Source organism: Pseudoroseicyclus tamaricis, assembly GCF_012070395.1.
GTDB classification, from domain to species: domain Bacteria; phylum Pseudomonadota; class Alphaproteobacteria; order Rhodobacterales; family Rhodobacteraceae; genus Pseudoroseicyclus_A; species Pseudoroseicyclus_A tamaricis.
Genome location: NZ_JAAFYS010000003.1, coordinates 565522 through 589799 on the forward strand (window position 1 = coordinate 565522; position 24278 = coordinate 589799).

Below are 24278 nucleotides of genomic sequence, written 5' to 3' on the forward strand. Positions count from 1 at the left end.
GGTCTTGCCGCCCTGGTGACAGGCCTCGCGGCCCTGTGCCTCGGCGCGGCTTTGCCCGCACAGGACGTAGCGCCCACGGACTGGGCCGCGATCATGGCGGAAGCGGCCTGGGACTGGCACCCCGGCGATCTCGTCTTTCGGAACGGCTGGCTGCCTGCCGATGACTGGCTGAAGGAGGCCACCGGCGGCACCTGGGCCAGCGTCGGCATTCTGCGCTCCTCCAGCGGCGGGCCCCGGGTCATCTACGTCTCGCCGGAGCGCGGCGTGACGGAGGACATGCTCGACGATTTCATCGCCGGGCTTGGCCCGGACGAGTACGAGGCCTACCGGCTCACGGGCCTCGACCCCAACGCGCCCGGCCGTCAGGTCGAGCAGGGGCCGCTGCCGAGCTACGCGCTGTTCGAGGTATACGGCGCCCCCTTCGATACCGACCTCACCCTAGGCAACGGCCGGTTCTATGGGGCGGAGCTTGCCTTCGAGGCCGCGCAGAGCGCCGGTTCCCGACTTGGAGAGCCCGTGCGCCTCGGCGATCTGGCGGAGGTGGACGCCGGCCTGCTGGCCTCGCTCCCCGGCCTGCCCTATTGCGCCGCCGGCCCGCCAGAGGCCTGCTGGCAGGCGATGCGGGAGCGGCAAGTGGTGACGCCGGACAGCCTCATCGCTTCCGGCATGCTGACGCGGATGTATCCGGAGTAGCTACTCCTCCACCGGCTTGGCCGTGCCGCCCTCGCTGGCCGGGACGGCATCGCTGGGGACACCGCCGCCCGCCTCCGCGTCGCCCTGCTTGGGCGAGAGGCTGGAGACGGCGTCGACCTTCTCCTTCATCGTCAGCTCGCCCCGCACCTTCGGCAGCGCCGAGGGGTGCGCCTCCTGCAGCCACGCCACCATCTTCTCGCGAATCTCGCAGCGCAGGTCCCACGCGGTGGGGGAGTTGCGGGCGGAGAGGAGGGCGCGGACGGTGATGACGTCCTTGTCCGTCTCGGTGACTTGCAGGTTCACGACCTTGCCGTCCCAGTACTGGCTAGCCTCGGCCAGTTCCTTTAGCTTTTCCCGCATGGCGCCGATCGGCGCGGTCCAGTCGAGGTACCAGAAGACGGTGCCGATGATGTTGGCGTTCTCGCGCGTCCAGTTCTGGAAGGGCTCCTCGATGAACTTCGAGAGCGGCACGATCAGGCGGCGCAGATCCCAGATGCGGACGACGACATAGGTCGAGGCGATTTCCTCGATCCAGCCCCACTCGCCCTCGACGATCACCACGTCGTCGATGCGGATCGGCTGGGTCAGCGCGATCTGGATGCCGGCGATCAGGTTGGCGAGGACGGGGCGGGCCGCGAAGCCGAGCACCAGCCCCGCGGCGCCGGCGGAGGCGAAGAGGGAGACACCGTACTGGCGCACCGTCTCGAAGGTCGCCAGCACCGAGGCCAGCGTCACCAGCACCACGACGATCTTGCCCGCCTGCTGCAGCACCCGCATCTGCGTGGCCTGCTTGCGGGCGTTCAGGTTGTCCTCCGCGTCCAGCGCGAGGTTGGCATTGGCCCGCTCGACGAAGACGTCGATGGCGATCAGCACCATCCAGCCGACGATCATGATCAGCACCGCCACCGCCGCCTTGGCGAGCCAGTACTGGAACGTGTCGTCGAGGTTCGCGGCCTGAGCGAAGATGGTGGCGAAGGCGATGATGAAGCCGAGCCGCGCGGGGCGGCGAACCTTCTCGATCAGCCGGTGGCCCAGCCCGTTGCGGTGGCGCAGGGCGCGGCGCAGCGCGCCCCAGACGAAGCCATGGGCGAACCATCCGGCGAGGAGACCGAGGAGGACGATCAGCCAGGGCCAGACGGAGCTGGGGACGTACGCCTCGATATCGCCCAGCGCCTGCTCGATCTCACCCATCACCCTCGCCCCTTTCGATCACCTTGGCGTCACAATAGGGCCCGGGCACCGCCCGTCCAACGAGACGCCCCTTTCCCACGGGTCGCCGCGCCGTTATGAGGCGCGCCATGCCTGCAAATCCGCCAGATCTCCGCCCGGACCTCGCGCGCGCCCGCGTCAGCGAGGCCGCGCGCCCGGGGCAGCCGAAGATCGGCATGGTCTCCCTCGGCTGCCCCAAGGCGCTCGTGGACAGCGAGCGCATCCTCACCCGGCTGCGCGCCGAGGGCTACGCGATCAGCCCCGATTACTCCGGCGCCGGCGCGGTGATCGTCAACACCTGCGGCTTTCTCGACAGCGCCAAGGCGGAGAGCCTCGAGGCGATCGGCGAGGCGATGCAATCGAACGGCCGGGTGATCGTCACCGGCTGCCTCGGGGCGGAGCCGGAGTACATCACCGGCGCGCATCCCAAGGTGCTCGCGGTGACGGGCCCGCATCAATACGAGGCGGTGCTGGATGCCGTGCACCGCGCCGTGCCGCCCTCGCCCGACCCGTTCGTGGACCTGCTGCCCGCCAGCGGCGTGAGCCTGACGCCCCGGCACTACAGCTACCTCAAGATCTCCGAGGGCTGTAACCACAAGTGCAAATTCTGCATCATCCCCGCCATGCGCGGCCGCCTCGCCTCCCGCCCCGCCCACGCAGTGATCCGCGAGGCCGAGAAGCTGGTGGATGCCGGCGTGCAGGAGCTGCTCGTCATCAGCCAGGATACCTCCGCCTACGGGCTCGACATCCGCTATGCGGAGGAGCGCGGCCACCGCGCCCATATCACCGATCTCGCGCGTGATCTCGGCAGCCTCGGCGCCTGGGTGCGGCTGCACTACGTCTACCCCTACCCGCATGTCCGCGAGCTGATCCCGCTGATGGCCGATGGGCTGGTGCTGCCCTATCTCGACGTGCCCTTCCAGCACGGCTCGCCCTCGGTGCTGCGCCGGATGGCCCGCCCGGCCGCCGCCGCCCGCACACTCGACGAGATCGCCGCCTGGCGCGACATCTGCCCTGATATCACGCTCCGATCCACCTTCATCGTCGGCTTCCCCGGCGAGACCGAGGCGGAGTTTCAGGAGCTGCTCGACTGGCTGGATGAGGCCCAGCTCGACCGGGTGGGCTGCTTTCAGTACGAGAACGTCGCCGGCGCCACCTCTGCCGATCTGCCGGATCATGTGCCGGACGAGGTGAAGGCCGAGCGCTGGGCGCGGTTCATGGAGAAGGCGCAGGCCATTTCCGCCGCCAAGCTGCAGGCCAAGGTCGGACAGCGGCTGGAGGCGATCGTGGACGAGGTGGACGCCGACGGCATCGCCACCTGCCGCACCAAGGGCGACGCGCCGGAGATCGACGGTAACCTCTTCCTCGACGAGGGGACGGAGGGGCTCGTTCCCGGCCGGATCGTCACCGCCGAGGTGGACGAGGCCAGCGAGTACGATCTCTACGGCCGGGTGGTCTGAGCCTTCCGAGGTCAAATATTCCCCGAATCGGCAATTGATGGTAATAGCGTTCATTAATTAATACGCCATTGACCTTCATTTCGGGTTATTGCCATGCCCATATTGCGCAGCTTTCTTTTTCTTTTCGGCCTTTTACCTGCCGTCCCGGCCCTCGCCCAATCGGACAGGCGGGAGATGGAGGCGCTGCCTCATCACCTGCAGGTCAAGGTTGCAGCACAGGACGAGGTGCTGTTGATCGGCAGCGGCGTACGCCCCGCCGAGGCCTATCTCGACCAGCTCAAGCTGTGGGACAGCACCGAGCCCGTCCGCGTCTGCTTCTTCGGTGGTGACGCCGCCCTGAGGATCCGCATCCGCGACATCGCCATGCAGTGGACGCAGGTTGGCGGGCAAGTCCCCCTCGACTTCGGGGCGGAGCCGATACCACCCGACTGCACGGGGCGCGGGAGATACCAGATCCGCGTGGGGTTCGAGTATCGGGGCTATTGGTCGCTCGTAGGCCGCGACAGCGTGAACCTCGCTGGACAGCGTGAACAGTCGATGAACTTCTCCAAGTTTAATGTCGCACCGCCTCCGAGCCCCGAATTCGACCGCATCGTGCTTCACGAGTTTGGCCATGCCATCGGCTTCGAGCACGAGCACCAAAACATTCTCGCCAATTGTGAGGGAGATTTCGACTGGCCCGCCGTTTACGACTACTTGAAGGGGCCGCCGAATTACTGGGACGTGACGCGTGTAGATTTCAACATGCGCCCCCGGCAAGTGGCTGCGCCGGCCGCAAGTAGCTTCGACCGGACGTCGATCATGCTCTACACCTTCCCGCCCGAGTTCTACGTCAACGGAGAGGATGCGGAGTGCTACGCGCCTCCGAACTACGTCATCAGCGACACGGACGCGGCTGCGATGCGTCAGCTATACCCGGCCGACCCGGCCCAAGCCGCGGCGCTCCGCGAGAGCGCGCTTCTGAACTACGAAGCCTTCCTCAGCGATATCGACCTGACTGTCGCCCAGCGCAGCGCCGCCTCGCTGCTGGCCGCAGAGCTGCAAGGCGGTGGCGGGGAGGGATGGAGCCTGGCCTCGGACTTTCCGTGGGATTGGCAGGGGGTGGAGGCGCTGGTGCTCGAAGGCGGAGACCTCAGTATCCAGGACGAGATGTAGGCGCGCCCCCGTGCAGGCGGCAGGCCAAACGGCCGCCTCTAATTGAGGCGTACACCCGGCGTCCGACTGTTCCGCCACGTTCCGGCAAAGCGTGATTGGAAAATCGTCACGCGCGCATGAAATGGTAGAGCATGACCAGATTCGCAGTGACCTACCCTACCCTCGCCCGGAGCGAGCGCATCGCCGATGGCGTCATGCATGCCCTCGGCATCACCTTCGCCATAACCGGGGCCGCCCTCCTCATCCCCTTCACGGCGATGCGGGGGGAGGGGAACGTCACCGCGGCGATCTCGGTCTACTGCGGCATCCTCATCTTCGCCTTCGTCGCCTCGGCGCTCTACCACTTCCCCCCGAGGGAGGCGGCGCGGGGCGTCTTCCGGCGGATCGACCAGTTCGCCATCTGGCTGAAGATCGCCGGCACCTACACGCCGATCACCATCATCCTCGGCACCGGGCTCTCGATCTCCGTGCTCTGGATCATCTGGGCCCTCGCCATCGCCGGCGGGCTGACGAAGCTCTTCCTGCGGGTCGGGCCGCCGTGGATCTCTCCGCTGCTCTACCTCGCCGCCGGCTGGCTGAGCCTCGCGCTGCTCTACCCGATGGCGACGACGCTGCCGCCGGCCGCGACGATCCTCGTCGTCATCGGCGGGGTGCTCTACACCATCGGCACCGGCGTGCTCTACCTCGGCAAGATCCGCTACATCACCGCCACGTGGCATGCCTTCGTGCTTGCCGCCTCGGGCTGCCTCTTCGCCGCCGTCTGCGTGGCGGCCTTCGCCTGAGCGTCAGCCGGTAAAGCCGAGCCCCGCCGCCGTCTGCACGATGGTCTCCACCCGCTCCGCATTCGCCGGGTGGGTGCCGAGAAAGCGGTCGCCCGGATCGGGGATGCGGAAGAAGAACTGCGAGCCGAGCAGAGGGTCATAGCCGGCCAGCAGGGTGATCTGGGTGCCCAGCGCATCCGCCTCCAGCTCGAACTCCTTGGAATAGCGCCGCGCCCCGACCGCGGCACCGAGCTCCGCCGCGAGCTGGATGGCCTCGTCGCTGGCGCCGCTGACGCCCGCCAGCCCGCCGAAGACGGCGGCGGCGGCCTGCGCGTTCTGCTGGCTGCGGGCGATGTGGCCGGCGACGTGGTGGCTGGCCTCGTGGGCGAGGACGAAGGCCATCTCGTCGGGGTTCTGCAGATCGGCGATCAGCGACAGGGTGAAGACGATGATCGGCTGGCCGCTCTCGTCGAGCGTCTGGAAGGCGTTGGCGGGCAGGCCCGGCCGGTCGTCCACGAGGATGACGAAATCGCAGTTGGCGCGCGGGTTGCGCTGCCGGCACTGGCGCTCCGCCACCGGCTCCACCCGGTCGACCATCTGCACGAAGGCGCGGGCCGAGGCGCGGGAGGGCGTCGGGGCGGTGGCGGCGCGCGGCAGCGGCATGCTCTGCGTGCCGGTGTTGCTGCCACTGGGCGGCACGCGATCCGGCACCTCCTGCGGCACGGCGCAGGCGCTGAGGCCGGCGAGCGCGGCGGCGAGGATCAGTCTTCTGAAGTTGCGCATGCCCGGCCCTTCTTTTCTTGGCGGCAACCATAACCGGAAGCGGCAGGCACCGGCCAGTCCCGGCTGCGTGAGCGGCCGCCGCCTTGCGCGGCGGCGGGGCGGCGCCTACCTTCCGGGGCATGTTCACCATCGAGCACGACTTCGACTCAACGGTCATCACGCTGATCGACGAGGGCTCCGCCCCGCTGCAGGAAGACGTCATCGTCAACGGCTTCGAGGAATGCGTCACCTTCGAGCAGCTCGACCCGCGCACCGACAGGGTGCAGCGCATCACGCTCTCGCCCGAGATGGTGCGCGACCTGCTCGCGGCGATGAACCTGCCCGAGGGCATCTACCGCCTGAAGCCGGCCACCTAGCCCACCTCGAAGAGCTTCTCCCGCGACGTCTCCCCCCGCACGAGCCGCAGCCGCGAGGTCGCGAGGCCCAGCGCTTTGGCGAGCAGCTTGCGGACGGCGGCGTTGGCCTTGCCGCCCTCCGGCGCCACGGTGACGTAGACGCGCAGGGGCTCGCCCGGCTCGATCCGCGCCCGCGAGGCCTTGGGCGTGACCCGCACGGCGATCCGCGCCCCCGGCACGGCGAGATGAGACAGGTCGGGCACCATGGACCCTCGCCTAGCAAACCGGCGCACTCCTCCGCCAGCCCGCAGGGCGCTCCGCCCCGCCCCGCCACTTTCTTGCGTCAGGATCAGCCGCATCCTAAAAGCGGGTAATGGATGCTTCCGCCCCGCCTGTCAGACCGTTCCCCCCCTCCGGCGGCGAGTGCACCCGCATCCTGGAGGGCATCGACTGGTCGCAGCACCCGCTGGGGGAGCCGGCGCATTGGCCGGTGGAGCTGAAGACCGCCGTGCGCCTTTGCCTCACGTCCAAGTTCGCCACCATGGTGCACTGGGGGCCGGACCTGCACACCTTCTACAACGACACCTACGCCGAGCGCCTCGGCAGCAAGCACCCCGGCCATCTCGGGCAGCCGGCGCGCGACTGGTGGTCGGAGATGTGGGACCAGCTCGATCCGTTCTTCCAGAAGGTGCTGGAGGGCGAGAGCTACTTTACCGAGAACGCCCGCTACACGCCCGACAGGGACGGCACGAAGCGCGAGGCCTTCTTCACCCACAGCCACAGCCCCATCTGGGACGATGCGGGGCGGGTGCGCGGCATCTTCCTAACCGTGGTCGAGACGACTGCCCATCTCGCCGCCGAGGCCCGCAGCCAGGTGCTCACCAACGAGCTGAAGCACCGGATGAAGAACACGATGGCCATTGTGCAATCCATCGTGAACCAGGCTCTCCGCCGCGCCACCACCATGGCCGAGGCGAAGCAGACCATCGGCGCTCAGGTCGGCGCGCTCGCCCGCACGAACGACCTCTTGGCCCGGTCCGACGGGCTCGACGCCTCGCTGCAGGCCATCGTGCAGGGCACCGCCGAGATGCAGGGGCCCTTCTCCGGGCGGATCACCAGCACCGGCGAGGATGTCGCGCTCAACCCGCAGGCCGCCATAGCCTTCACGATGCTGCTGCACGAATTGACGACCAACGCGATGAAATACGGCGCCCTGTCGAACGACAGGGGGCGCGTGCAGGTCGACTGGCAGCGTGACGGCGGCGATCTCGTCTTCAGCTGGGTGGAGGTCGGCGGCCCGTCGGTCACCCCGCCCACGCGGTCAGGCTTCGGCACGCGGCTGGTGACGGCGCTCGCCGGCGATCTCGGCGGCCAGCCGCAGATCGATTACGCGCCGGAAGGCGTGCGCTGCACCCTGCGCGCCGATGCGGACGGCATCGCCGGCAAGCCCGTCCCCTTCCCCGGCCGCCCCGCTTCCTGACCGGGGCGTCGGCGCTCCTCCTCCGGCCCGTCCGTCTTAGCCCGCCCGGCGCCGCGCCTCTGGACGCTGCGCCCCGCGCCACCTATCTCGGCGCAAACATCTCCGGAGCCTCGATGCCTGACCGCAACCAGCCCGCCCTCGATTTCCTCGCCACCCGCCGCTCGCGCCCGCACAAGCTGCTGCAGCCGCCGGTGCCCGCGCGGGAGGAGCTCATGGAGCTTCTCACCATCGGCATGCGCGTGCCCGATCACGGCAAGCTGGAGCCCTGGCGCTACCTCGTGCTGGAAAAGCAGGCCATGACGCGCCTCGCCGGCGCCATCTCCGCCCGGGCCGAGGCGCGGGGCGAGGGCCCGGCGGAGAAGATCGTCGCCCAGTACGCCGACGCCTCGCTCTGTGTCGCCGTGATCTGCTCGCCGAAGCCGTCCGAGATCCCCGAGGCGGAGCAGGTCGCCTCCGCCGCCTGCGTCTGCCTGTCGCTGCTCAACGCCTGCCTCGCCGCCGGCTGGGGCGCCAACTGGCTGACCGACTGGCCCGCCTTCGACCGCCCCTTCCTCGAGGAGCACCTGGGCCTCTCCCCGTCGGAGAGCCTCGCCGGCTTCATCCATATCGGCACCGCCGCCTCCAAGCCGCCGGAGCGGCCGCGCCCCGATGTCTCCGCCCTCACCACCTGGGTCGCGGAGTGACCGGGGCGTGATCTTCACCGATGCCCTGAAGGCCCTCAGCCAGATCGGCGACCCGCGCTTCCGCCGGGTGCTCGCCCTCGGCGTCCTGCTGGCGCTGGCGCTGCTCATCGCCGCCTACGCGCTGATCCTCTGGCTCATCAGCCTCGCCAACCCGGAGAGCCTCGTGCTGCCCATCGTCGGGCAGGTGACGTGGCTCGACGACCTGCTCGGTTGGGGCTCGCTGGCCCTGATGCTGGTGCTCTCGGTGTTCCTGATGATCCCCGTGGCCTCGGCGATCACCTCGATGTTCCTCGATGACGTCGCCGCGGCGGTTGAGGCGAAGCACTACCCGTCCCTGCCCCCCGTCGCCGGCGGCGGCCTCTGGGAGGGCGTGGTGGACACGGTGAACTTCCTCGGCGTGCTCGTCGCGGCAAACCTCGTGGCGCTGATCCTATACCTCTTCCTGCCCTTCGCGGCGCCCTTCATCTTCTACGCGCTGAACGGCTACCTGCTCGGGCGGGAATACTTCCAGGTCGCCGCCATGCGGCGCGAGGGGCGGGCGGGGGCGAAGGCGCTCCGCCGCCGCTACCCGGCGCAGATCTGGGCGGCCGGCTGCATGATGGCGCTGCCGCTCTCCATCCCCGTGGTGAACCTGCTCGTCCCGGTGCTGGGCGCCGCCACCTTCACGCATCTCTACCACCGGCTGCGCGGGCCGCGGCCCGGCGACTACTAGCCCGGCTCGCGGAAGCGGCGCGCCCAGTCGATATCGTCGATGGTGATCCAGCCGGAGAGGATGATCCCCGTCAACAGCGCCCAGATAATCGTGCCGAAGATGGTGGTGATCCACAGCTTGCGCCGCATGAAGGGCCCGGCGGGCGAGCTTTCATGCGTGCCGGGGACGACCTGCCCCTCCTCGCCCTGCGTCGTCAGGTTCAGCGGCAGGACGACGAAGAACACCATGAACCAGGTGATGGCGTAGAGCACGATGACAGAGGTGATGCTCATGGGGTGGCCTCCTCCAGTTCGATGAGCGTGCCGGTGAAATCCTTCGGATGCAGGAAGAGCACGGGCCGACCATGGGCGCCGGTCTTCACCGGCCCCAGCACCCGCGCGCCCTCCGCCTCCAGCCGCGCGGCGGCGGCGGAGATGTCCGCCACCTCGTAGCACAGGTGATGCATCCCGCCCGCGGGGCTCTTCTGCAGGAACCCGGCGAGAGGCGAGGCCTCCCCCAGGGGCTCCATCAGCTCGATGCTGGTATTGGGCAGGGTGACGAAGACGATTGTCACCCCGTGCTCGGGCAGCGCCCGGGGCGCGCCGACATCGGCCCCCAGCGTGCCGCGATACTGCGCGGCCGCGGCGGCGAGGTCCGGCACGGCGATGGCGACGTGATTGAGGCGTCCGATCATGGGGGCGCTTATCTCTGCCCCGGCGCCCGGCGTCCAGCACCGGCCCCCCCACATCCGCGCGATCCGCTTAACCCGTCCTTCACCGCGATTCGCGAAGTTCTCCCCAGACGAGGCCAGAAGGAATCGGAGAGACGCGGATGACCCCCATCGACAGTTACATGCAGCTTCGCGCGCCGAACGCGGATCAGCCGCTGCTCGGCCTCACCATCCTGCTGGTGGAAGACAGCCGCTTCGCGGCCGAGGGGTTCCGCCTTCTGGCCCTGCGCTCCGGCGCGCGCCTGCGCCGCGCCGACAGCCTGCAGCATGCCCGCCGTCACCTGCGCGTCTACCGCCCGACGGTGGTCATGGTCGATCTCGGCCTGCCGGACGGCTCGGGCGCGCAGCTCATCACCGAGCTGTCGCAGGCCCGCCCGAGGATCGACATCATCCTCGGCGTCTCGGCCGACCCGGCGGCGGATGCGACGGCCCGCGCCGCGGGGGCGGACGGCTTCCTCGAAAAGCCCATCGCCTCCCTCGCCGGCTTCCAGGCCGAGGTGCTGCGCCACCTGCCCGCAGAGCGGCAGCCCGCCGGCCCCCGCCCCCTGCCCCGCGGCATGGTAGAGCCCGATCGCCTCGCCCTGCGCGACGATCTCGCCCACGCCGCCGAGGTGCTCAAGGGCGATGCCGGCGGCGAGGAGCTGGACTACGTCACCCAGTTCCTCGCCGGCGTCGCCCGCTCCGCCGGAGATGAGCCCCTGTCGGAGGCCGTGGGCCGCCTTGCCGCCGCCCGTGCCGACGGACGGGTCACCGGCGCCGATGTCTCCGAACTTAGCGACATCGTCGACAGCCGCCTCTCCCCCCTCGCCCCCATGAGCTGACTTCCTCAACCCGGCCTACGCCGGCGACCGGCTCCCACGAGAGCGCAGCGGCCAGCCCCCTCCCCCTGTCTTTGGTCCTAAAGATCTAGGGGGTCCGGGGGCTGGCCCCCGGTCCCGCCCTCTCCACCCCACGCCGAGGCGTCCAGCTGAGCGCCACCGCCCGCAGCCGGCCCGCTCCCCTCCATCCTTTCGCCACCATTCCCTGCCAGTCAGGCGCCCGACTTGTCCGGGACCTTCGCCGATGAACGTGGAAAACCAGATCTTCGCCCCGCCGGCCCCGCGCCAGCTCGCTCAGATGCAGCTGCCGCCGGTGATGATGCGCGACATCCTCCTCAAGACGATGTTCCGCATGAACTCCGCCGAGGTGACGGACATCGCCCGTGCAGTCTGCCTGCCCCGCCCCGTCACGCAGGAGCTGGTGGACATGGCGCGCGGCCAGCTCCTCCTTGAGGCCACCGGCACCCTCTCCGCCGCCCATTCGGGCAGCGAGATGGGCTACCGGTTGACGGAGGCGGGCAAGGCCCGGGCGATGGATGCGCTGGCGCAGTCGGAATATTTCGGCGCCATGCCCGTGCCCCTGAAGCTCTATGCCGAGCAGGTGGAGCGGCAGTCGATCCGCAATATCGAGATGTCGCGCGACCAGCTCACCGGCGCCATGGGCCACCTCGTCCTGCCGCCGACGCTGCTGGATCAGCTCGGCCCCGCCGTCACCTCCGGCCGCTCGATCCTGATGTACGGCCCCCCCGGCAACGGCAAGAGCTCCATCTCCAACGGCATCCGCGACGCGCTCGGCGACAAGATCTACATCCCCCGCGCCATCGAGTATTCCGGCCAGGTCATCACGGTCTACGACCCCATCGTCCACTCCGCGGCGGAGGAGGATATCGACGACCCCAATTCCCTGCGCCGCACCTCCGGCAAGTTCGACACCCGATACGTGCGCTGCGAACGCCCGACGGTGATCACCGGGGGCGAGCTCTCCCTGTCGATGCTCGATCTCGTCTACAACCCGACGGCGCGCACTTACCAGGCGCCGCTGCAGCTGAAGTCCACGGGCGGCATCTTCATCGTCGACGATCTCGGCCGGCAGGCGGAGCCGCCGCAATCGCTCGTCAACCGCTGGATCGTGCCGCTGGAAGAGCAGCGCGACATCCTCGCGCTGCAATCGGGCGAGAAGTTCGAGGTGCCCTTCGACACGCTCGTCATCTTCTCCACCAACTTCCACCCCAACGAGATCTTCGACCAGGCGGCGCTGCGGCGGATCTTCTACAAGATCAAGATCGACGGCCCGGGCCGGGCGGACTTCCTGAAGATCTTCGCGATGGTGGCCCGCAAACGGAAGATGCCGCTGAACGAGCAGGCGCTGATCCACCTGATCGAGAAGAAATACCCGACGATCGACAACGTCTTCGCCAATTACCAGCCGATCTTCCTGATCGACCAGATCATCTCCATCTGCCGCTTCGAGGGTATCCCCAACCAGATGACGCCGGAGCTGATCGACCGCGCCTGGGCCAACCTCTTCGTCAAGGACGAGGCGATCGTCCGCTAGCCTCCCCTAGCCGCCGCTGCCCTGGCGCGCGGGGTGGGTGGGCGGGAGCGCGGCAGGGCAGCGGCCGGTGCCGCCAGGCGCCCCGTCACCACGGCACGCGCGCGCCCCGATGGTCGAAGAACCCGCCGCTCTCGTCCGCCGGCAGCCCCTCCAGCACGGCCCAGAGCCGCCGCGCCGCCTCCGCCGGCGGCAGCTTGTCGCGCGGGTAGCCCTCGGTGAACGGCGTCTCCACCGTCCCCGGGTGCAGCGCCGCCACCACCGCCTGCGGGTGCGTCCGCGCCAGCTCGATGGCGGCGCCGCGGATGATCTGGTTCAGCGCCGCCTTGCTCGCCCGGTAGGAATGCCAGCCGCCCAGCCGGTTGTCGCCGATGGAGCCCACGCGCGCCGAGAGCACGCCCACCACCGCCCGCCGCTCCCGCGGCAAGAGCCGCTTCGCCTGCCCCAGCACCAGCGCCGGGCCAATGGCGTTGGTGGCGAAGACCTGCGCCATCGCCTCCGCCTCCACCGCCGCCAGCGCCTTCTCCGGCGCGCCGCCCGGCGGGGCGAGGATGCCGGTGGCCACCACCAGCGCGTCGAAGGGCCCCTCCAGCCGCCCCAGATGGGCGGAAACCGACGCCGGATCGGTGATGTCGAAGCCGTCGCCCGAGCGCGACAGCCGCACCACCTCCGCCCCGCGCGCTTCCGCCGCCGAGGCCAGCGCCGCGCCGATCCCGCCGGAGGCGCCGATGATCAGAACCCGTTCCATGCCTCTCCTACGCCGCCCGGCCCCTGCCGGTTCAGCTGTGGCCCCAATCACCTTTCCTCGCCCGAGCCCGGGAAAACACTTTCCCTCCACCGAATCGGCCCTATAGTTCCGCCCCATGACGACACTGGCCCATATCTCCGCCCCTGCCGCGCATCCCGCGCGCCCGGCGCTGCTCGGCCTCCTCCTTCTTAGCCGCCTCTGAGCGTGCCCTTCGGCGCGACCGCTCAGAGGTATCTCCGCGCCAGGACACGCTAAGAAGGACCTTCCCCATGACGACCCGACCGAACGCCGCCACCGCGGCCCCCACTGGCATCCATGGCGCGCCGGCTGTATCCCCGCGCCCGACCAAACAGGGAGAGGCGCAATGAGCCCGGAAAATCGCGTCCTGATCTTCGACACCACCCTGCGCGACGGCGAGCAGAGCCCCGGCGCCACGATGACCCATGAGGAGAAGCTGGAGATCGCCTCCATGCTCGACGACATGGGCGTGGATATCATCGAAGCGGGCTTCCCCATCGCCTCCGAGGGCGATTTCCGCGCCGTCTCCGAGATCGCCAAGCTCTCGCAGCAGGCCACGATCTGCGGTCTCGCCCGCGCGAACTTCAAGGATATCGACCGCTGCTGGGAGGCGGTGCAGCACGCCAAGTCGCCCCGTATCCACACCTTCATCGGCACCTCGCCGCTGCACCGCGCCATCCCGAACCTCGACATGGACCAGATGGCCGAGCGCATTCACGAGACGGTCACCCACGCCCGCAACCTCTGCGACAACGTGCAATGGTCGCCGATGGACGCGACGCGGACGGAGTGGGACTACCTCTGCCGCACCGTCGAGATCGCCATCAAGGCCGGCGCCACGACGATCAACATCCCCGATACGGTCGGCTACACGGCGCCGGTTGAGTCCGCCGACCTGATCCGCAAGCTGATCGAAACGGTGCCCGGCGCCGATGAGATCATCTTCGCCACGCATTGCCACAACGACCTCGGCATGGCGACGGCCAACTCCCTCGCCGCCGTTGCGGGCGGCGCCCGGCAGATCGAATGCACGATCAACGGCCTCGGCGAGCGGGCGGGCAATACCGCACTCGAAGAGGTGGTGATGGCGCTGAAGGTCCGGTCGGACATCATGCCCTGGCACACGCAGGTCGACAGCCGGAAGATCATGAACATCTCCCGCCGCGTCGCCACCGTCTCCGGCTTCCCGGTGCAGTTCAACAAGGCCATCGTCGGCAAGAACGCCTTCGCCCACGAGTCCGGCATCCACCAGGACGGCATGCTCAAGAACGCCGAGACCTTCGAGATCATGCGCCCCGAGGATGTCGGCCTCACCGCCACCTCGCTGGTCATGGGCAAGCATTCGGGCCGCGCCGCCCTGCGCAGCAAGCTGAAAGAGCTGGGTTTCGAGCTGGCCGACAACCAGCTCAACGACGTCTTCGTGCGCTTCAAGGAGCTCGCCGACCGCAAGAAGGAGGTCTACGACGAAGACCTCGTCGCCCTCGTCCGCCAGAACGAGGCGGTGGAGGACCGGCTGAAGCTGAAATCCATGCGGGTCGTCTGCGGCATGGGCGTGAAGGCCGAGGCCGGCATGACCATCGAGGTCGACGGGCAGGATCAGAGCGTCACCGCAAGCGGCGACGGCCCGGTCGATGCCACGTTCAACGCGGTGAAGGCCATCTTTGACCACGGCGCCCGCCTGCAGCTCTACCAGGTCAGCGCCGTGACCGAGGGCACCGACGCGCAGGCGACGGTCTCCGTCCGTCTCGAGGAAGAGGGCCGCATCGCCACCGGCCAGTCGGCGGATACCGATACGGTCGTGGCCTCCGCCAAGGCCTATATCAACGCGATCAACCGCCTTCTCGTCCGCCGCAAGAAGAGCGCGCCGGGCGAGAACGTGAAGGAAGTCAGCTACAAGGACGTCGGTTGAGATGAGGGCCCGGCCCCACGGGGCCGGGCATTGCCGGGGGCGGTGGGGTGAAAACCCACCCTACGTGGGCCGGCGGGTGACCGCCCCGGGCATTCGTAGGGTGGGTTTGTAACCCACCACTCGTGCCCCCCTTCCTCTCGGGCCAGCCCTTCCGCCACAAGCTCTTCGGGGTCTATCTCGGGATGTTGATGTGGAGCGGCCTCCTCCTCCGCCTGGCCCATCTCCGCGCCCTCCTCTTCGCCCCGCCGCGCTCACGGCCGCTCAGCCCACCTGCCTTTGCTCAGAGAAACTCTCCGGGAGAGGCGCCACGGGACGGCGGTGGGCCGGCGGCCCTGCTGCCCGGATGCGCGGAGTCGCGGCAAATTCCCGCGCATCCCTCAGCCGCTGTCCCTTTCGCCCGCCTGCGGCAGCCGCTACAAGCCACATGCTTGCGGGTCCGGGGGGAGTCGCGGGCAAGGGGACAATGGCGACAGGCGGGAACCCACATGATTAGTCTGGGCGGGCTCTTCTCATCCGACATGGCGATCGATCTCGGGACGGCGAACACGCTCGTCTACGTGAAAGGTCGCGGCATCGTGCTGTCGGAGCCCTCGGTCGTCGCCTACCACGTCAAGGACGGCGTCAAGAAGGTGCTCGCGGTCGGTGAGGACGCCAAGCTGATGCTTGGCCGCACCCCCGGCTCCATCCAGGCCATCCGGCCCATGCGCGAAGGCGTCATCGCCGATTTCGACGTGGCCGAGGAGATGATCAAGTACTTCATCCGCAAGGTCGCCAAGCGCGCGACCTTCTCGAAGCCGAAGATCATCGTCTGCGTGCCGCACGGCGCCACCCCGGTTGAAAAACGGGCCATCCGCCAATCCGTGCTCTCCGCCGGCGCCCGCCGCGCCGGGCTGATTGCCGAGCCGATTGCGGCCGCCATCGGCGCCGGCATGCCGATCACCGACCCCACGGGGAACATGGTGGTGGATATCGGCGGCGGCACCACCGAAGTCGCGGTGCTCTCGCTCGGCGACATCGTCTATGCCCGCTCCGTCCGCGTCGGCGGCGACCGCATGGACGAGGCCATCGTGAGCTACCTGCGCCGCCAGCATAACCTGCTCGTCGGCGAAGCCACGGCCGAGCGGGTGAAGACGACGATCGGCACCGCCCGCATGCCCGACGACGGGCGCGGCCAGTCGATGCATATCCGCGGCCGCGACCTTTTGAACGGCGTGCCGAAGGAGACCGAGATCTCCCAGGCTCAGGTGGCCGAGGCACTGGCAGAGCCGGTCCAGCAGATCTGCGAGGCGGTGATGACCGCGCTCGAAGCCACCCCGCCCGATCTGGCGGCAGACATCGTCGACCGGGGCGTCATGCTCACCGGCGGCGGCGCCCTTCTGGGTCAGCTCGACCTCGCGCTCCGCGAACAGACCGGGCTCGCGATCTCCGTCGCCGATGAATCGCTCAATTGCGTTGCGATCGGCACGGGCAAGGCGCTGGAGTATGAAAAGCAGCTCCGGCACGTTATCGATTACGACAGCTAAGGGGGCGCTGAGCCCCTCGGGAGAGGCCCTTGGCCCAGGACCGACGTGGTGAGGATTACGTCACCCCGATCCGCAGGTTGCTGATCGGTATCCTTTGCCTTGCCCTGGCGGCGGTCTTCCTTGTGTGGCGGATCGACAGCCCGCGGGTGGAGCGGTTTCGCGCCGCGGTGATCGACAAGGTCGTGCCCAGCTTCGACTGGGCCATGGCGCCGGTCACGGGAGCTTTGAACCTCGTCAGCGACTTTCAAAGCTACGCCCAGCTCGCCGAGCAGAATCAGGAGCTGCGCCGCGAGCTTCAGCGCATGCGTGCCTGGCGCGAGGCGGCGCTGCAGCTCGATCAGGAGAATGCCAAGCTGCGCGACCTCAACAACGTGCGGGTGGACCCGGAGCTGACCCATGTCACCGGCGTCGTGCTGGCCGATTCGGGCGGGCCCTTCCGCCAGTCGGTGCTGCTCAACGTCGGCGCCCGCGACGGCATCCTCGACGGCTGGCCGGCGATGGACGGGCTGGGCCTCGTCGGGCGCATCTCCGGCGTCGGGCGAAACACCTCGCGGGTGATCCTGCTGACCGATGCCTCCAGCCGCATCCCGGTGATCATCCAGCCCTCCGGCCAGCGGGCGATTCTCACGGGGGACAACACGATCAACCCGGCGCTCGACTTCCTCGAGGATGCCGATGTTGTCCGCCCCGGCGACCGGGTGGTGACGGCCGGCGACGGCGGCCTCTTCCCGCCGGACCTGCTGGTCGGGCAGGTGGCGCTGGGAACGGACCGGCGGCTGCGGGCCCGGCTGGTGGCCGATTACGAGCGGCTGGAATTCCTGCGTGTCCTGCGCAGCCCGGAGACGGAGCAGATCAGCGACCCCGGCGCGCTGATCGTCCCGGTGGAGCCGGAGCCCGACCCGGTGCCGGAACCGGTTGTCCCCGAAGGCGCGCTGGACGACCTCGCGGAGGCGGTGGATGGGTGAGGCCGGAACCGTGTCACAAGGATGGCCGATGACGGAGGGGGGCTGTCTGCCCCCCGCGCCTGCGGCGCCCCCCCGAGGATTTTCGGGGACCAAAGACAGGGGCGCTTGGCGGCTGTCCTGCCATGATGGCCTGCGAGACGCGCCCGCAAGGGAGCGGCGAGCGGGGCGGGAGGGGCTGTCATGGTGAGCACCCCTGTCGGGCGGCTCTGGGCGGGGCGGGCGCTGTTCCTCGCGCTGGCGCTGGCGCTGATCTTCGTGCGGCTTCTGCCGCTCAACACCCTGCCGAAGAGCTGGGCGCCGCCGGACCTGCTCCTTGCCTTCACGCTGCTCTGGGCGGCGCGGCGGCCGGATCTTCTGCCGGCGCCGCTGGTGGCGCTGGTCTTCTTCACCGCCGACATCGTCTTCCAGCGCCCGCCGGGCCTCTGGGCTCTCGTGGTACTGCTGCTCACCGAATGGCTGCGCCGGCGCGCCGGCGCGCTGCGCTCCGCCTCCTTCGGCCAGGAATGGCTCACCGTCTCCGCCGGCCTCCTCGGCGCGGCGGTGGCCTACCGCACCTGTCTTGCGCTATTCATGGCCCCGCTGGCGCCGCTCTCGCTCACCGCTTCCGAAATGCTGCTGACCGCTCTCATCTACCCGCTCGCCGCCCTCGTCGCGCACTGGCTCTTCGGGGTCACGCGCCCCGCGCCGGGGCAGGTGGACAGCCTGGGACACCGCATATGAAACGCCCGACCCGATCCGATGCCCTGATCCAGCGCCGCTTCTCGCGCCGCGCCCTCGTCCTCGGCGGCCTGCAGGCCGGCGTGGTGGGGGTGCTCGGCTGGCGGATGCACTCGATGCAGGTCGACCATGCCGACGAGTTCCGCATGCTCGCCGAGGAGAACCGGATCAACATCCGCCTCCTCCCCCCGGCGCGCGGACTGATCTTCGATCGCAACGGCGTGCTGCTGGCGGGCAACGAGCAGAACTACCGCATCGTCATCACCCGCGAGGATGCCGGGGACATCGAGGAGGCCTTCGCCCGGCTGACCAAGCTCGTCGACATCGACCCCGAGCTCGTCGAGCGTGCCAAGGAAGAGATGGCCCGCCGCTCCCCCTTCGTGCCCGTCACCATCGCCGACCGCGTGGCGTGGGAGGATGTCGCCAAGATCACCGCCAACGCCCCCGCCCTGCCCGGCATCACCGCCGACGTGGGCCTCAGCCGCGTCTACCCGCTCGGCTCCGACACCGCGCATGTCGTCGGCTATGTCGGCCCCGTCTCCGACTACGACCTGACGGAGGGCTACCTCGCCGAGGATGACGACCCGCTCCTGCAGATCCCCAAGTTCCAGGTCGGCAAGACCGGCGCCGAATCGCGGATGGAGGATCAGCTGCGCGGCTCCGCCGGCACCCGCCGCATCGAGGTGAACGCGCTCGGCCGCGTCATGCGGGAGCTCGATCGCGAGGATGGCGACGCCGGCGCAGACGTGCAGCTGACCATCGACGCCCACCTGCAGCGCTACGTGCAGGCGCGGCTGGAGGGGGAGAGCGCGGCCGCCGTCGTGATCGACACCGAGACGGGCGACATCCGCGCCATGGCCTCCTCCCCCAGCTTCGATCCGAACCTCTTCGTGCGCGGCATCTCGGTCGCCGATTACAACGGCCTCTTGAACGACAACCACGTGCCGCTCTCCGGCAAGGCCGTCTCCGGCGGCTATCCGCCCGGCTCGACCTTCAAGCTCGTCACCTCGCTGGCGGCGCTGGAGGCCGGCGAGGTGGAGCCGGAGGAGACGATCTGGTGCGGAGGTTACACCAATATCTCCGGCATCCGCTTCCACTGCTGGCGACCGGGCGGGCACGGCAATGTCAGCTTCCACGAGAGCATCAAGCAGAGCTGCGACTGCTATTACTACGAGGCGAGCCAGCGCGTCGGCATCGACAAGATGGCCGAGATGGCCCGCAAGCTCGGGCTCGGCGTGCGGCATGACCTGCCGCTCTCGGCGATCACCCCGGGCATCGCCCCCGACAAGGCGTGGAAGCGCGAGCGCTACGGAGAGGAATGGCGGATCGGCGATACCGTCAACGCCTCCATCGGGCAGGGCTACGTGCTGGCGTCGCCGCTGCAGCTGGCCGTGATGACGGCGCGGGTGGCGACTGGCCGCTCCGTGACGCCGCGGCTCGTGCACACGATCGACGGGGTCGAGCAGCCCTCGGGCCGGGGCGAGAGCCTGGGGCTGAACGAGAACAACCTGCGCCGCCTGCGCGCGGCCATGTACGACGTGGTCAACCACCAGCGCGGCACGGGCTATGGCACCCGCACGGTGCTGGACGAGGCGAAGATCGCGGGCAAATCCGGCACCAGCCAGGTCCGCCGGATCACCCCCGAAGAGCGGGCGCGCGGCGTGACCTCGAACGACGATCTGCCGTGGAACCGGCGCGACCACGCGCTCTGGGTCGACTTCGCCCCCTTCGACAACCCGCGCTACGCCGTCTGCGTGGTGGTGGAGCACGGGGGCGGCGGCTCCTCCGTCGCCGGGCCCATCGGGCGCGACATCACGCTGCAGGCGCTCTATGACGGCGATCCGCCGCTGGAGGCCTATCCCTCCAACATGCGCGGGCGCATGGCCGAGCAGCAGGAGCATATCCGCGGGCTGGCGGCGCAGGGCGCCACCGCCACGATCCGGGCCTGAGCCGCGATGTCCTACCTTGAGTACAACACCAAGTTCGTCCCGACGGGGCCGCGCAAGCTGCTCTACCTCAACTGGCCCGTGATCCTGTTGATCTGCGCCGTCGCCACCTTCGGCTTCCTGATGCTCTACTCGGTGGCGGGCGGCAATCCGGGCACATGGATGCTGCCGCAGCTCAAGCGCTTCGGGATCGGGCTCGCCCTGATGCTCGTCGTGGCGATGGTGCCGATCTGGTTCTGGCGGAACATGTCTGTCCTCGCCTACCTCACCGCGCTCGCCCTGCTCATCGCCGTCGACTTCTTCGGCGAAGTGGGGATGGGGGCGCAGCGCTGGATCGATCTCGGCTTCATCCAGCTGCAACCGTCGGAGCTGATGAAGATCGGCCTCGTGATGATGCTGGCCGCCTATTACGACTGGCTGCCCGCCAAGCGCGTCTCCAACCCGATCTTCGTAGCGCTGCCGCTGATCCTGATCGCCATGCCGGTGATGCTGACGCTGGTGCAGCCCGACCTCGGCACGGCTCTCCTGCTGCTGCTCGGGGGCGGGGCGGTGATCTTCGCCGCAGGGGTGCACTGGGCCTATTTCGTCACCGTCATCGCCGCCGGCGCCGGCGCCGTCTTCGCCGTCTTCAAGAGCCGGGGCACACCGTGGCAGCTGCTGGAGGATTACCAGTACCGCCGGATCGACACCTTCCTCGACCCGGCGAACGACCCGCTCGGAGCCGGCTACCACATCACGCAGGCGAAGATCGCCCTGGGCTCCGGCGGCTGGACGGGGCGGGGCTTCATGCAGGGCACGCAGAGCCGGCTCAACTTCCTGCCCGAGAAGCACACCGATTTCATCTTCACCACGCTGGCGGAGGAGTTCGGCTTCGCCGGGGCCTTCGGCCTGCTGCTGCTCTACGCGCTGATCATCATCTTCTGCGTCTCCTCCGCGCTGACCAACAAGGACCGTTTCGCCGCGCTGCTGACCATCGGCATCGCGACGACCTTCTTCCTGTTCTTCGCGGTGAACATGAGCATGGTCATGGGGCTCGCCCCTGTCGTCGGCGTGCCGCTGCCGCTGGTGAGCTGGGGCGGCTCGGCGATGCTGATCCTGCTCGTCGGCTTCGGCCTCATGCAATCGGCGCACGTCCACAAGCCGCGCTGATGCTGCGCCTGCTGTTCTCCAGCCGCCCCGGCGCCTTCGCCGGCTACGAGGCCGCTCTGGCCGAGGCCCTCGCCGAGGCGGGGCTGGACGCCGAGGTGAGGGAGGATTGGCCGGCCGAAGAGGTCGATTACATCCTCTACGCCCCTGTCGGGCGCCTGCGGGACTTCACGCCCTTCACCCGGGCGAAGGCCGTCCTCTCCCTCTGGGCGGGGGTGGAGCACGTGGTGGACAACCCGACGCTGCACCTGCCGCTGGCACGGATGGTGGATGACGGGCTGGAGCGGGGGATGGTGGAATACGTCGCCGCCCATGTCCTGCGCCACCATGTCGGCCTCGACGCGCATGTGGTGAACCCGGCGCACGACTGGGCGCCGCGCCTGCCGAAGCTGGCGCGGGAGCGGCGGGTGACGATCCTCGGCCTCGGCGCGCTCGGCCGCGCCTGCGCGGAGGCGCTCGCGGGCTTTGGCTTCGACGTCACCGGCTGGAGCCGGCGGCCGAAGACGGTGGCGGGGATCCGCTGCCTGTCTGGGCCGGAGGGCCTCGCGGCGGCGCTGGAGGGGGCGGAGATCCTCGTCACCCTGCTGCCGCTGACGCAAGCGACGGAGAGCCTAGTGGACGCCGACGCCCTCGCCCGCCTCGCGCCGGGCGCCATACTCCTCAACCCCGGCCGGGGCGCGCTGATCGACGAAGAGGCGCTGCTGGCGGCGCTGGACTCCGGGCAGCTCAGCCATGCCACGCTGGATGTCTTCCGCAAGGAGCCGCTGCGGAAGGACCACCCGTTCTGGCAGCACCCGCAGGTGACGGTGACCCCGCACATCGCCGCCGAGACGCGGCCCCGGACGGCGGCGCGGGTCATCGCGGAGAACATCCGCCGCCACGAGGCCGGCGAGCCGCTCCTCCACCTCGTCGACCGCGCCGCCGGGTACTGACGAGACGCGCCCGCAAGGGAGCGGCGAGTGGCCCCTACCGCAGCTTCGGCGGCTTCGACGGGTCCATCCCCGGCGGCAGCGGCTTGGCCGGGCGCTCCGGCTCCGGCGGCGCCGTCATCGTCAGCTCCACGCCATTGGCCATTGCCGCGGCCGACAGCCCGTCCCGGCCGGAGAGGAAGGCCACGTCGAGCTCCACCTCCGCACCGGAGAACGCCAGCGCCTCGCGCATCGCCCCGGCCAGCGCCCGCTCCGCCCCCGGCGCGGCGGCGAGGAAGGCCAGCACCAGCCGCCCCCTCTCCGCCTCTGCCAGCCAGGCGGACTGGGCGAGGCCGGCCAGCCCCTCCAGCTTGCCCTCCAGCGCCGCCACCAGCCCGTCCGGCACGTGGCGCGGCGGCGTCAGCACGCCGGGGCGCACGCCCTCGGCCTCCACCGCTTCCTCGGAGAGGGTGGCGGCGAACCAGTTCACCGCCTCCTGCGGCAGAAGCTGGGCCGAGGCGGCGCCGAGGTTGACGGCGAGGCCCAGACCCTGCCCCGCCAGCATGCCCACGAGCACCCGGCCGGGCAGCGTCGCGCTCTCGGCCATGCCTTCGGCGAACTCCGCCAGCTTCTCCTCGCTGTCGAAGGCCAGCACGTAGGGCGCGCCCTCGACGCGGGCGATCTTCGGCGAGACATCCTCGCCCTCCGGCTCGCCCTCCAGCAGCAGCAGGAGCAGCTGGTTGGCCAGCACCCCGTACCAGGCGAGGCGCTCGTCGTCGCCGCCCGCCTCCATGACCGCGAAGGCCTCGTCCAGTGCCGTTGTCTCGCTCATTCCAGAACCTCCTTCACCCGCGCCCGCAGCGCCGGCAGCACCTCTTCGGCGAACCACGGGTTCGCCCGCAGCCACGCATTGTTCCGCCACGACGGATGCGGCAGCGGAAAGACCTCCGGCGCCGTCTCGCGCCAGGCCGCCACCCTTTCCGTCATCCGGCCCCCGTTCTTTCCATGGCCGGGCCCAAGGTGCCAGTTGATCGAGGCGGCGCCCACCAGCACCTTCAGGCGCAGGCCCGGCATCTCGGCCATCACCCGGTCGTGCCACGTGGCCGAGCAGATCTTGGGGGGCGGCAGATCCGCGCCCTTGGCATTGTAGCCGGGAAAGCAGAAGGCCATCGGCACCACGGCGACGCGGGAGAGGTCGTAGAACACCTCCTCGCTCATGCCCAGCCAGTCGCGCAGACGGTCCCCCGACGGGTCGGTGAAAGGCCGGCCGGAGGCATGGACGCGCTTGCCCGGCGCCTGCCCCGCGATCAGCACCCGAGCGCCGGGGCGGAACCAAGGCACCGGGCGCGGCGCGTGATGCGTCGCCGTCGCCGCGAAGCGATCGGCACAGAGGCGGCAGGCGGATATTTCCCCGGCGAGGTCACCGGGCGGCACGTCCCTAGGCGGCAGGTCGGTCAAGCGGAGATGCGCTCCCGCGGGGTGAGGGCATGCTCGACGCGGCGCAGCATGTCCTCCACCGGCTCGGTGCTCTCGACCGTGACCACCGGGCAGGGCAGCGCCGAGAGCCAGGCCTCGTGCCGGGCCCGGCAGCGGCCGGCGAACCCCGAATCGTCATAGCGCGCCGCCCAGGCCATGAAGGCCTTGTGGCCCGCGTGCTCCCGCCCGCCCGGCTGCAGGGCGGCTGCGCCGTAGCGCCGCGCCTCGCGCGCCGCCAGCCGGCGCATCCGCTCCTCGGGCTCCAGCGTGACGAAGATCACCGCGTCGAAACAGGGGATCAGCGGGTCCCCCCAGCCATCGAGGGAGCCGGAGAGCACCCAGTCGGGGCGGCTGAGGAACAGCTCGGACATCAGCTGCAGGCGCTGCGGCACGGGCCGCTTCTCCGCGTAAGGCGGATCGGTCGGCAGCCAGTAGAAATCGTCGGTGTCGAACGACGGGCAGGAGCGGGCCTGCGCCAGCGCCCGTCCGAACGTCGTCACGCCTGATCCCGAGGCGCCGGTGATATGAACCCGAAATCCCGCCACGAGCTCCTTGCTGGCCCATCACCGCCG

At 69.6% G+C, this 24278-nt stretch carries 26 protein-coding genes; 17 read left to right on the top strand and 9 right to left on the bottom strand.

Annotation, left to right across the window (positions count from 1 at the left end):
* Positions 1 to 15 precede the first annotated feature (15 nt).
* A complete protein-coding gene (locus GY170_RS14555) occupies positions 16 to 693 on the top strand; it encodes a C40 family peptidase (RefSeq protein ID WP_167803322.1) in 678 nt (225 codons plus the stop codon).
* Here the strand turns inward: GY170_RS14555 and GY170_RS14560 are convergent, their stop codons facing one another.
* Positions 694 to 1884 carry a mechanosensitive ion channel family protein gene (locus GY170_RS14560; protein WP_163894881.1) on the bottom strand — a complete coding sequence of 397 codons (1191 nt, stop codon included), beginning with the start codon at positions 1882 to 1884 and terminating at the stop codon, positions 694 to 696.
* 107 nt (positions 1885 to 1991) lie between these two features.
* Here GY170_RS14560 and rimO point away from each other — a divergent pair, with 107 nt between their 5' ends.
* The 3 genes from rimO to trhA all read left to right on the top strand — a co-directional run bounded on the left by rimO (position 1992) and on the right by trhA (position 5299).
* Positions 1992 to 3362: a 30S ribosomal protein S12 methylthiotransferase RimO gene (gene rimO, locus GY170_RS14565; protein WP_163894883.1), complete on the top strand. Its 1371-nt coding sequence runs from the start codon at positions 1992 to 1994 to the stop codon at positions 3360 to 3362.
* Between the two features lie 93 nt (positions 3363 to 3455).
* A complete protein-coding gene (locus GY170_RS14570; protein WP_163894885.1) occupies positions 3456 to 4517 on the top strand; it encodes a zinc metalloprotease in 1062 nt (353 codons plus the stop codon).
* Positions 4518 to 4648: 131 nt separating this feature from the next.
* Complete coding sequence (gene trhA / locus GY170_RS14575) at positions 4649 to 5299, top strand: PAQR family membrane homeostasis protein TrhA (RefSeq protein WP_163894887.1); 651 nt, start codon at positions 4649 to 4651, stop codon at positions 5297 to 5299.
* 3 nt (positions 5300 to 5302) lie between these two features.
* On the opposite strand, the gene GY170_RS14580 is transcribed toward trhA, so the two are convergent.
* Positions 5303 to 6061: a M48 family metallopeptidase gene (locus GY170_RS14580; RefSeq protein ID WP_163894888.1), complete on the bottom strand. Its 759-nt coding sequence runs from the start codon at positions 6059 to 6061 to the stop codon at positions 5303 to 5305.
* A gap of 119 nt (positions 6062 to 6180) precedes the next feature.
* On the opposite strand from GY170_RS14580, the gene GY170_RS14585 reads away from it, so the two are divergent.
* Positions 6181 to 6417: a DUF8831 family protein gene (locus GY170_RS14585; protein WP_163894890.1), complete on the top strand. Its 237-nt coding sequence runs from the start codon at positions 6181 to 6183 to the stop codon at positions 6415 to 6417.
* On the opposite strand, the gene GY170_RS14590 is transcribed toward GY170_RS14585, so the two are convergent.
* Entirely contained in the window at positions 6414 to 6662 is a 249-nt protein-coding gene (locus tag GY170_RS14590; protein WP_163894892.1) for a DUF167 domain-containing protein, read from the bottom strand. The two genes, GY170_RS14585 and GY170_RS14590, sit on opposite strands and share 4 nt — an antisense overlap.
* 107 nt (positions 6663 to 6769) lie before the next feature.
* Between GY170_RS14590 and GY170_RS14595 the strand changes: the two genes are divergently transcribed.
* From GY170_RS14595 to GY170_RS14605, 3 genes are all read left to right on the top strand, one after another.
* On the top strand, positions 6770 to 7876 hold the full coding sequence (locus GY170_RS14595; protein WP_163894893.1) for a sensor histidine kinase: 1107 nt from the start codon (positions 6770 to 6772) through the stop codon (positions 7874 to 7876).
* 113 nt (positions 7877 to 7989) lie between these two features.
* Positions 7990 to 8559, top strand: a complete 570-nt coding sequence (locus GY170_RS14600; protein WP_163894895.1) for a nitroreductase family protein — start codon at positions 7990 to 7992, stop codon at positions 8557 to 8559.
* 7 nt (positions 8560 to 8566) lie between these two features.
* On the top strand, positions 8567 to 9271 hold the full coding sequence (locus GY170_RS14605) for an EI24 domain-containing protein (RefSeq protein ID WP_163894897.1): 705 nt from the start codon (positions 8567 to 8569) through the stop codon (positions 9269 to 9271).
* Here the strand turns inward: GY170_RS14605 and GY170_RS14610 are convergent.
* Both GY170_RS14610 and mce read right to left on the bottom strand, forming a co-directional pair.
* Positions 9268 to 9543, bottom strand: a complete 276-nt coding sequence (locus GY170_RS14610) for a DUF1467 family protein (RefSeq protein ID WP_163894899.1) — start codon at positions 9541 to 9543, stop codon at positions 9268 to 9270. The genes GY170_RS14605 and GY170_RS14610 overlap by 4 nt on opposite strands.
* Positions 9540 to 9944 (bottom strand): methylmalonyl-CoA epimerase, encoded by a 405-nt coding sequence (gene mce / locus GY170_RS14615; RefSeq protein WP_163894901.1) that lies wholly within the window; start codon positions 9942 to 9944, stop codon positions 9540 to 9542. Before mce ends, GY170_RS14610 begins: the two co-directional genes overlap by 4 nt.
* A gap of 137 nt (positions 9945 to 10081) precedes the next feature.
* Between mce and GY170_RS14620 the strand changes: the two genes are divergently transcribed.
* Positions 10082 to 10801: a response regulator gene (locus GY170_RS14620; RefSeq protein WP_163894903.1), complete on the top strand. Its 720-nt coding sequence runs from the start codon at positions 10082 to 10084 to the stop codon at positions 10799 to 10801.
* Positions 10802 to 11042: 241 nt separating this feature from the next.
* Positions 11043 to 12353: a DUF8689 domain-containing protein gene (locus GY170_RS14625; protein WP_163894905.1), complete on the top strand. Its 1311-nt coding sequence runs from the start codon at positions 11043 to 11045 to the stop codon at positions 12351 to 12353.
* 85 nt (positions 12354 to 12438) lie between these two features.
* On the opposite strand, the gene GY170_RS14630 is transcribed toward GY170_RS14625, so the two are convergent.
* Positions 12439 to 13098 (bottom strand): SDR family NAD(P)-dependent oxidoreductase, encoded by a 660-nt coding sequence (locus GY170_RS14630; RefSeq protein WP_163894908.1) that lies wholly within the window; start codon positions 13096 to 13098, stop codon positions 12439 to 12441.
* A gap of 364 nt (positions 13099 to 13462) precedes the next feature.
* On the opposite strand from GY170_RS14630, the gene GY170_RS14635 reads away from it, so the two are divergent.
* The 7 genes from GY170_RS14635 to GY170_RS14665 all read left to right on the top strand — a co-directional run bounded on the left by GY170_RS14635 (position 13463) and on the right by GY170_RS14665 (position 22254).
* Positions 13463 to 15025 carry a 2-isopropylmalate synthase gene (locus GY170_RS14635; protein ID WP_163894910.1) on the top strand — a complete coding sequence of 521 codons (1563 nt, stop codon included), beginning with the start codon at positions 13463 to 13465 and terminating at the stop codon, positions 15023 to 15025.
* A gap of 485 nt (positions 15026 to 15510) precedes the next feature.
* The gene (locus tag GY170_RS14640) at positions 15511 to 16548 is read left to right on the top strand and encodes a rod shape-determining protein (RefSeq protein ID WP_163894911.1); all 1038 of its coding nucleotides are present in this window, start codon (positions 15511 to 15513) and stop codon (positions 16546 to 16548) included.
* Between the two features lie 29 nt (positions 16549 to 16577).
* On the top strand, positions 16578 to 17513 hold the full coding sequence (gene mreC / locus GY170_RS14645) for a rod shape-determining protein MreC (protein WP_163894913.1): 936 nt from the start codon (positions 16578 to 16580) through the stop codon (positions 17511 to 17513).
* A gap of 180 nt (positions 17514 to 17693) precedes the next feature.
* On the top strand, positions 17694 to 18233 hold the full coding sequence (locus GY170_RS14650; RefSeq protein WP_163894916.1) for a rod shape-determining protein MreD: 540 nt from the start codon (positions 17694 to 17696) through the stop codon (positions 18231 to 18233).
* Positions 18230 to 20179 carry a penicillin-binding protein 2 gene (gene mrdA / locus GY170_RS14655; RefSeq protein ID WP_163894918.1) on the top strand — a complete coding sequence of 650 codons (1950 nt, stop codon included), beginning with the start codon at positions 18230 to 18232 and terminating at the stop codon, positions 20177 to 20179. The genes GY170_RS14650 and mrdA overlap by 4 nt, the downstream gene beginning before the upstream one ends.
* Before the next feature lie 6 nt (positions 20180 to 20185).
* The gene (gene rodA / locus GY170_RS14660; protein WP_163894920.1) at positions 20186 to 21325 is read left to right on the top strand and encodes a rod shape-determining protein RodA; all 1140 of its coding nucleotides are present in this window, start codon (positions 20186 to 20188) and stop codon (positions 21323 to 21325) included.
* Complete coding sequence (locus tag GY170_RS14665; RefSeq protein WP_163894922.1) at positions 21325 to 22254, top strand: 2-hydroxyacid dehydrogenase; 930 nt, start codon at positions 21325 to 21327, stop codon at positions 22252 to 22254. Before rodA ends, GY170_RS14665 begins: the two co-directional genes overlap by 1 nt.
* A gap of 34 nt (positions 22255 to 22288) precedes the next feature.
* Here GY170_RS14665 and GY170_RS14670 read toward each other — a convergent pair whose 3' ends face one another.
* Genes GY170_RS14670 through GY170_RS14680 form a run of 3 tightly spaced genes read right to left on the bottom strand, consistent with a single transcriptional unit; the run spans position 22289 to position 24206 of the window.
* Positions 22289 to 23062 carry an SseB family protein gene (locus GY170_RS14670; RefSeq protein ID WP_163894924.1) on the bottom strand — a complete coding sequence of 258 codons (774 nt, stop codon included), beginning with the start codon at positions 23060 to 23062 and terminating at the stop codon, positions 22289 to 22291.
* Positions 23059 to 23688, bottom strand: a complete 630-nt coding sequence (locus tag GY170_RS14675; RefSeq protein ID WP_235924178.1) for a uracil-DNA glycosylase family protein — start codon at positions 23686 to 23688, stop codon at positions 23059 to 23061. Before GY170_RS14675 ends, GY170_RS14670 begins: the two co-directional genes overlap by 4 nt.
* Positions 23685 to 24206: a P-loop NTPase family protein gene (locus GY170_RS14680; RefSeq protein WP_209316617.1), complete on the bottom strand. Its 522-nt coding sequence runs from the start codon at positions 24204 to 24206 to the stop codon at positions 23685 to 23687. The genes GY170_RS14675 and GY170_RS14680 overlap by 4 nt, the downstream gene beginning before the upstream one ends.
* Positions 24207 to 24278: the final 72 nt, after the last annotated feature.

What these genes read in the sequence shown, in the direction of transcription:
- GY170_RS14635 (WP_163894910.1), top strand. Translation starts at nt 13,463, where the DNA reads ATGAGCCCGGAAAATCGCGTCCTGATCTTCGACACCACCCTGCGCGAC.
- GY170_RS14570 (WP_163894885.1), top strand. Translation starts at nt 3,456, where the DNA reads ATGCCCATATTGCGCAGCTTTCTTTTTCTTTTCGGCCTTTTACCTGCC.
- GY170_RS14630 (WP_163894908.1), bottom strand. Translation starts at nt 13,098, where the DNA reads ATGGAACGGGTTCTGATCATCGGCGCCTCCGGCGGGATCGGCGCGGCG.
- GY170_RS14560 (WP_163894881.1), bottom strand. Translation starts at nt 1,884, where the DNA reads ATGGGTGAGATCGAGCAGGCGCTGGGCGATATCGAGGCGTACGTCCCC.
- GY170_RS14610 (WP_163894899.1), bottom strand. Translation starts at nt 9,543, where the DNA reads ATGAGCATCACCTCTGTCATCGTGCTCTACGCCATCACCTGGTTCATG.
- trhA (WP_163894887.1), top strand. Translation starts at nt 4,649, where the DNA reads ATGACCAGATTCGCAGTGACCTACCCTACCCTCGCCCGGAGCGAGCGC.
- rodA (WP_163894920.1), top strand. Translation starts at nt 20,186, where the DNA reads ATGTCCTACCTTGAGTACAACACCAAGTTCGTCCCGACGGGGCCGCGC.
- GY170_RS14650 (WP_163894916.1), top strand. Translation starts at nt 17,694, where the DNA reads ATGGTGAGCACCCCTGTCGGGCGGCTCTGGGCGGGGCGGGCGCTGTTC.
- GY170_RS14580 (WP_163894888.1), bottom strand. Translation starts at nt 6,061, where the DNA reads ATGCGCAACTTCAGAAGACTGATCCTCGCCGCCGCGCTCGCCGGCCTC.
- GY170_RS14590 (WP_163894892.1), bottom strand. Translation starts at nt 6,662, where the DNA reads ATGGTGCCCGACCTGTCTCATCTCGCCGTGCCGGGGGCGCGGATCGCC.
- GY170_RS14585 (WP_163894890.1), top strand. Translation starts at nt 6,181, where the DNA reads ATGTTCACCATCGAGCACGACTTCGACTCAACGGTCATCACGCTGATC.
- GY170_RS14670 (WP_163894924.1), bottom strand. Translation starts at nt 23,062, where the DNA reads ATGAGCGAGACAACGGCACTGGACGAGGCCTTCGCGGTCATGGAGGCG.
- GY170_RS14600 (WP_163894895.1), top strand. Translation starts at nt 7,990, where the DNA reads ATGCCTGACCGCAACCAGCCCGCCCTCGATTTCCTCGCCACCCGCCGC.
- mce (WP_163894901.1), bottom strand. Translation starts at nt 9,944, where the DNA reads ATGATCGGACGCCTCAATCACGTCGCCATCGCCGTGCCGGACCTCGCC.
- GY170_RS14625 (WP_163894905.1), top strand. Translation starts at nt 11,043, where the DNA reads ATGAACGTGGAAAACCAGATCTTCGCCCCGCCGGCCCCGCGCCAGCTC.
- mrdA (WP_163894918.1), top strand. Translation starts at nt 18,230, where the DNA reads ATGAAACGCCCGACCCGATCCGATGCCCTGATCCAGCGCCGCTTCTCG.
- GY170_RS14640 (WP_163894911.1), top strand. Translation starts at nt 15,511, where the DNA reads ATGATTAGTCTGGGCGGGCTCTTCTCATCCGACATGGCGATCGATCTC.
- GY170_RS14595 (WP_163894893.1), top strand. Translation starts at nt 6,770, where the DNA reads ATGGATGCTTCCGCCCCGCCTGTCAGACCGTTCCCCCCCTCCGGCGGC.
- GY170_RS14620 (WP_163894903.1), top strand. Translation starts at nt 10,082, where the DNA reads ATGACCCCCATCGACAGTTACATGCAGCTTCGCGCGCCGAACGCGGAT.
- rimO (WP_163894883.1), top strand. Translation starts at nt 1,992, where the DNA reads ATGCCTGCAAATCCGCCAGATCTCCGCCCGGACCTCGCGCGCGCCCGC.
- GY170_RS14665 (WP_163894922.1), top strand. Translation starts at nt 21,325, where the DNA reads ATGCTGCGCCTGCTGTTCTCCAGCCGCCCCGGCGCCTTCGCCGGCTAC.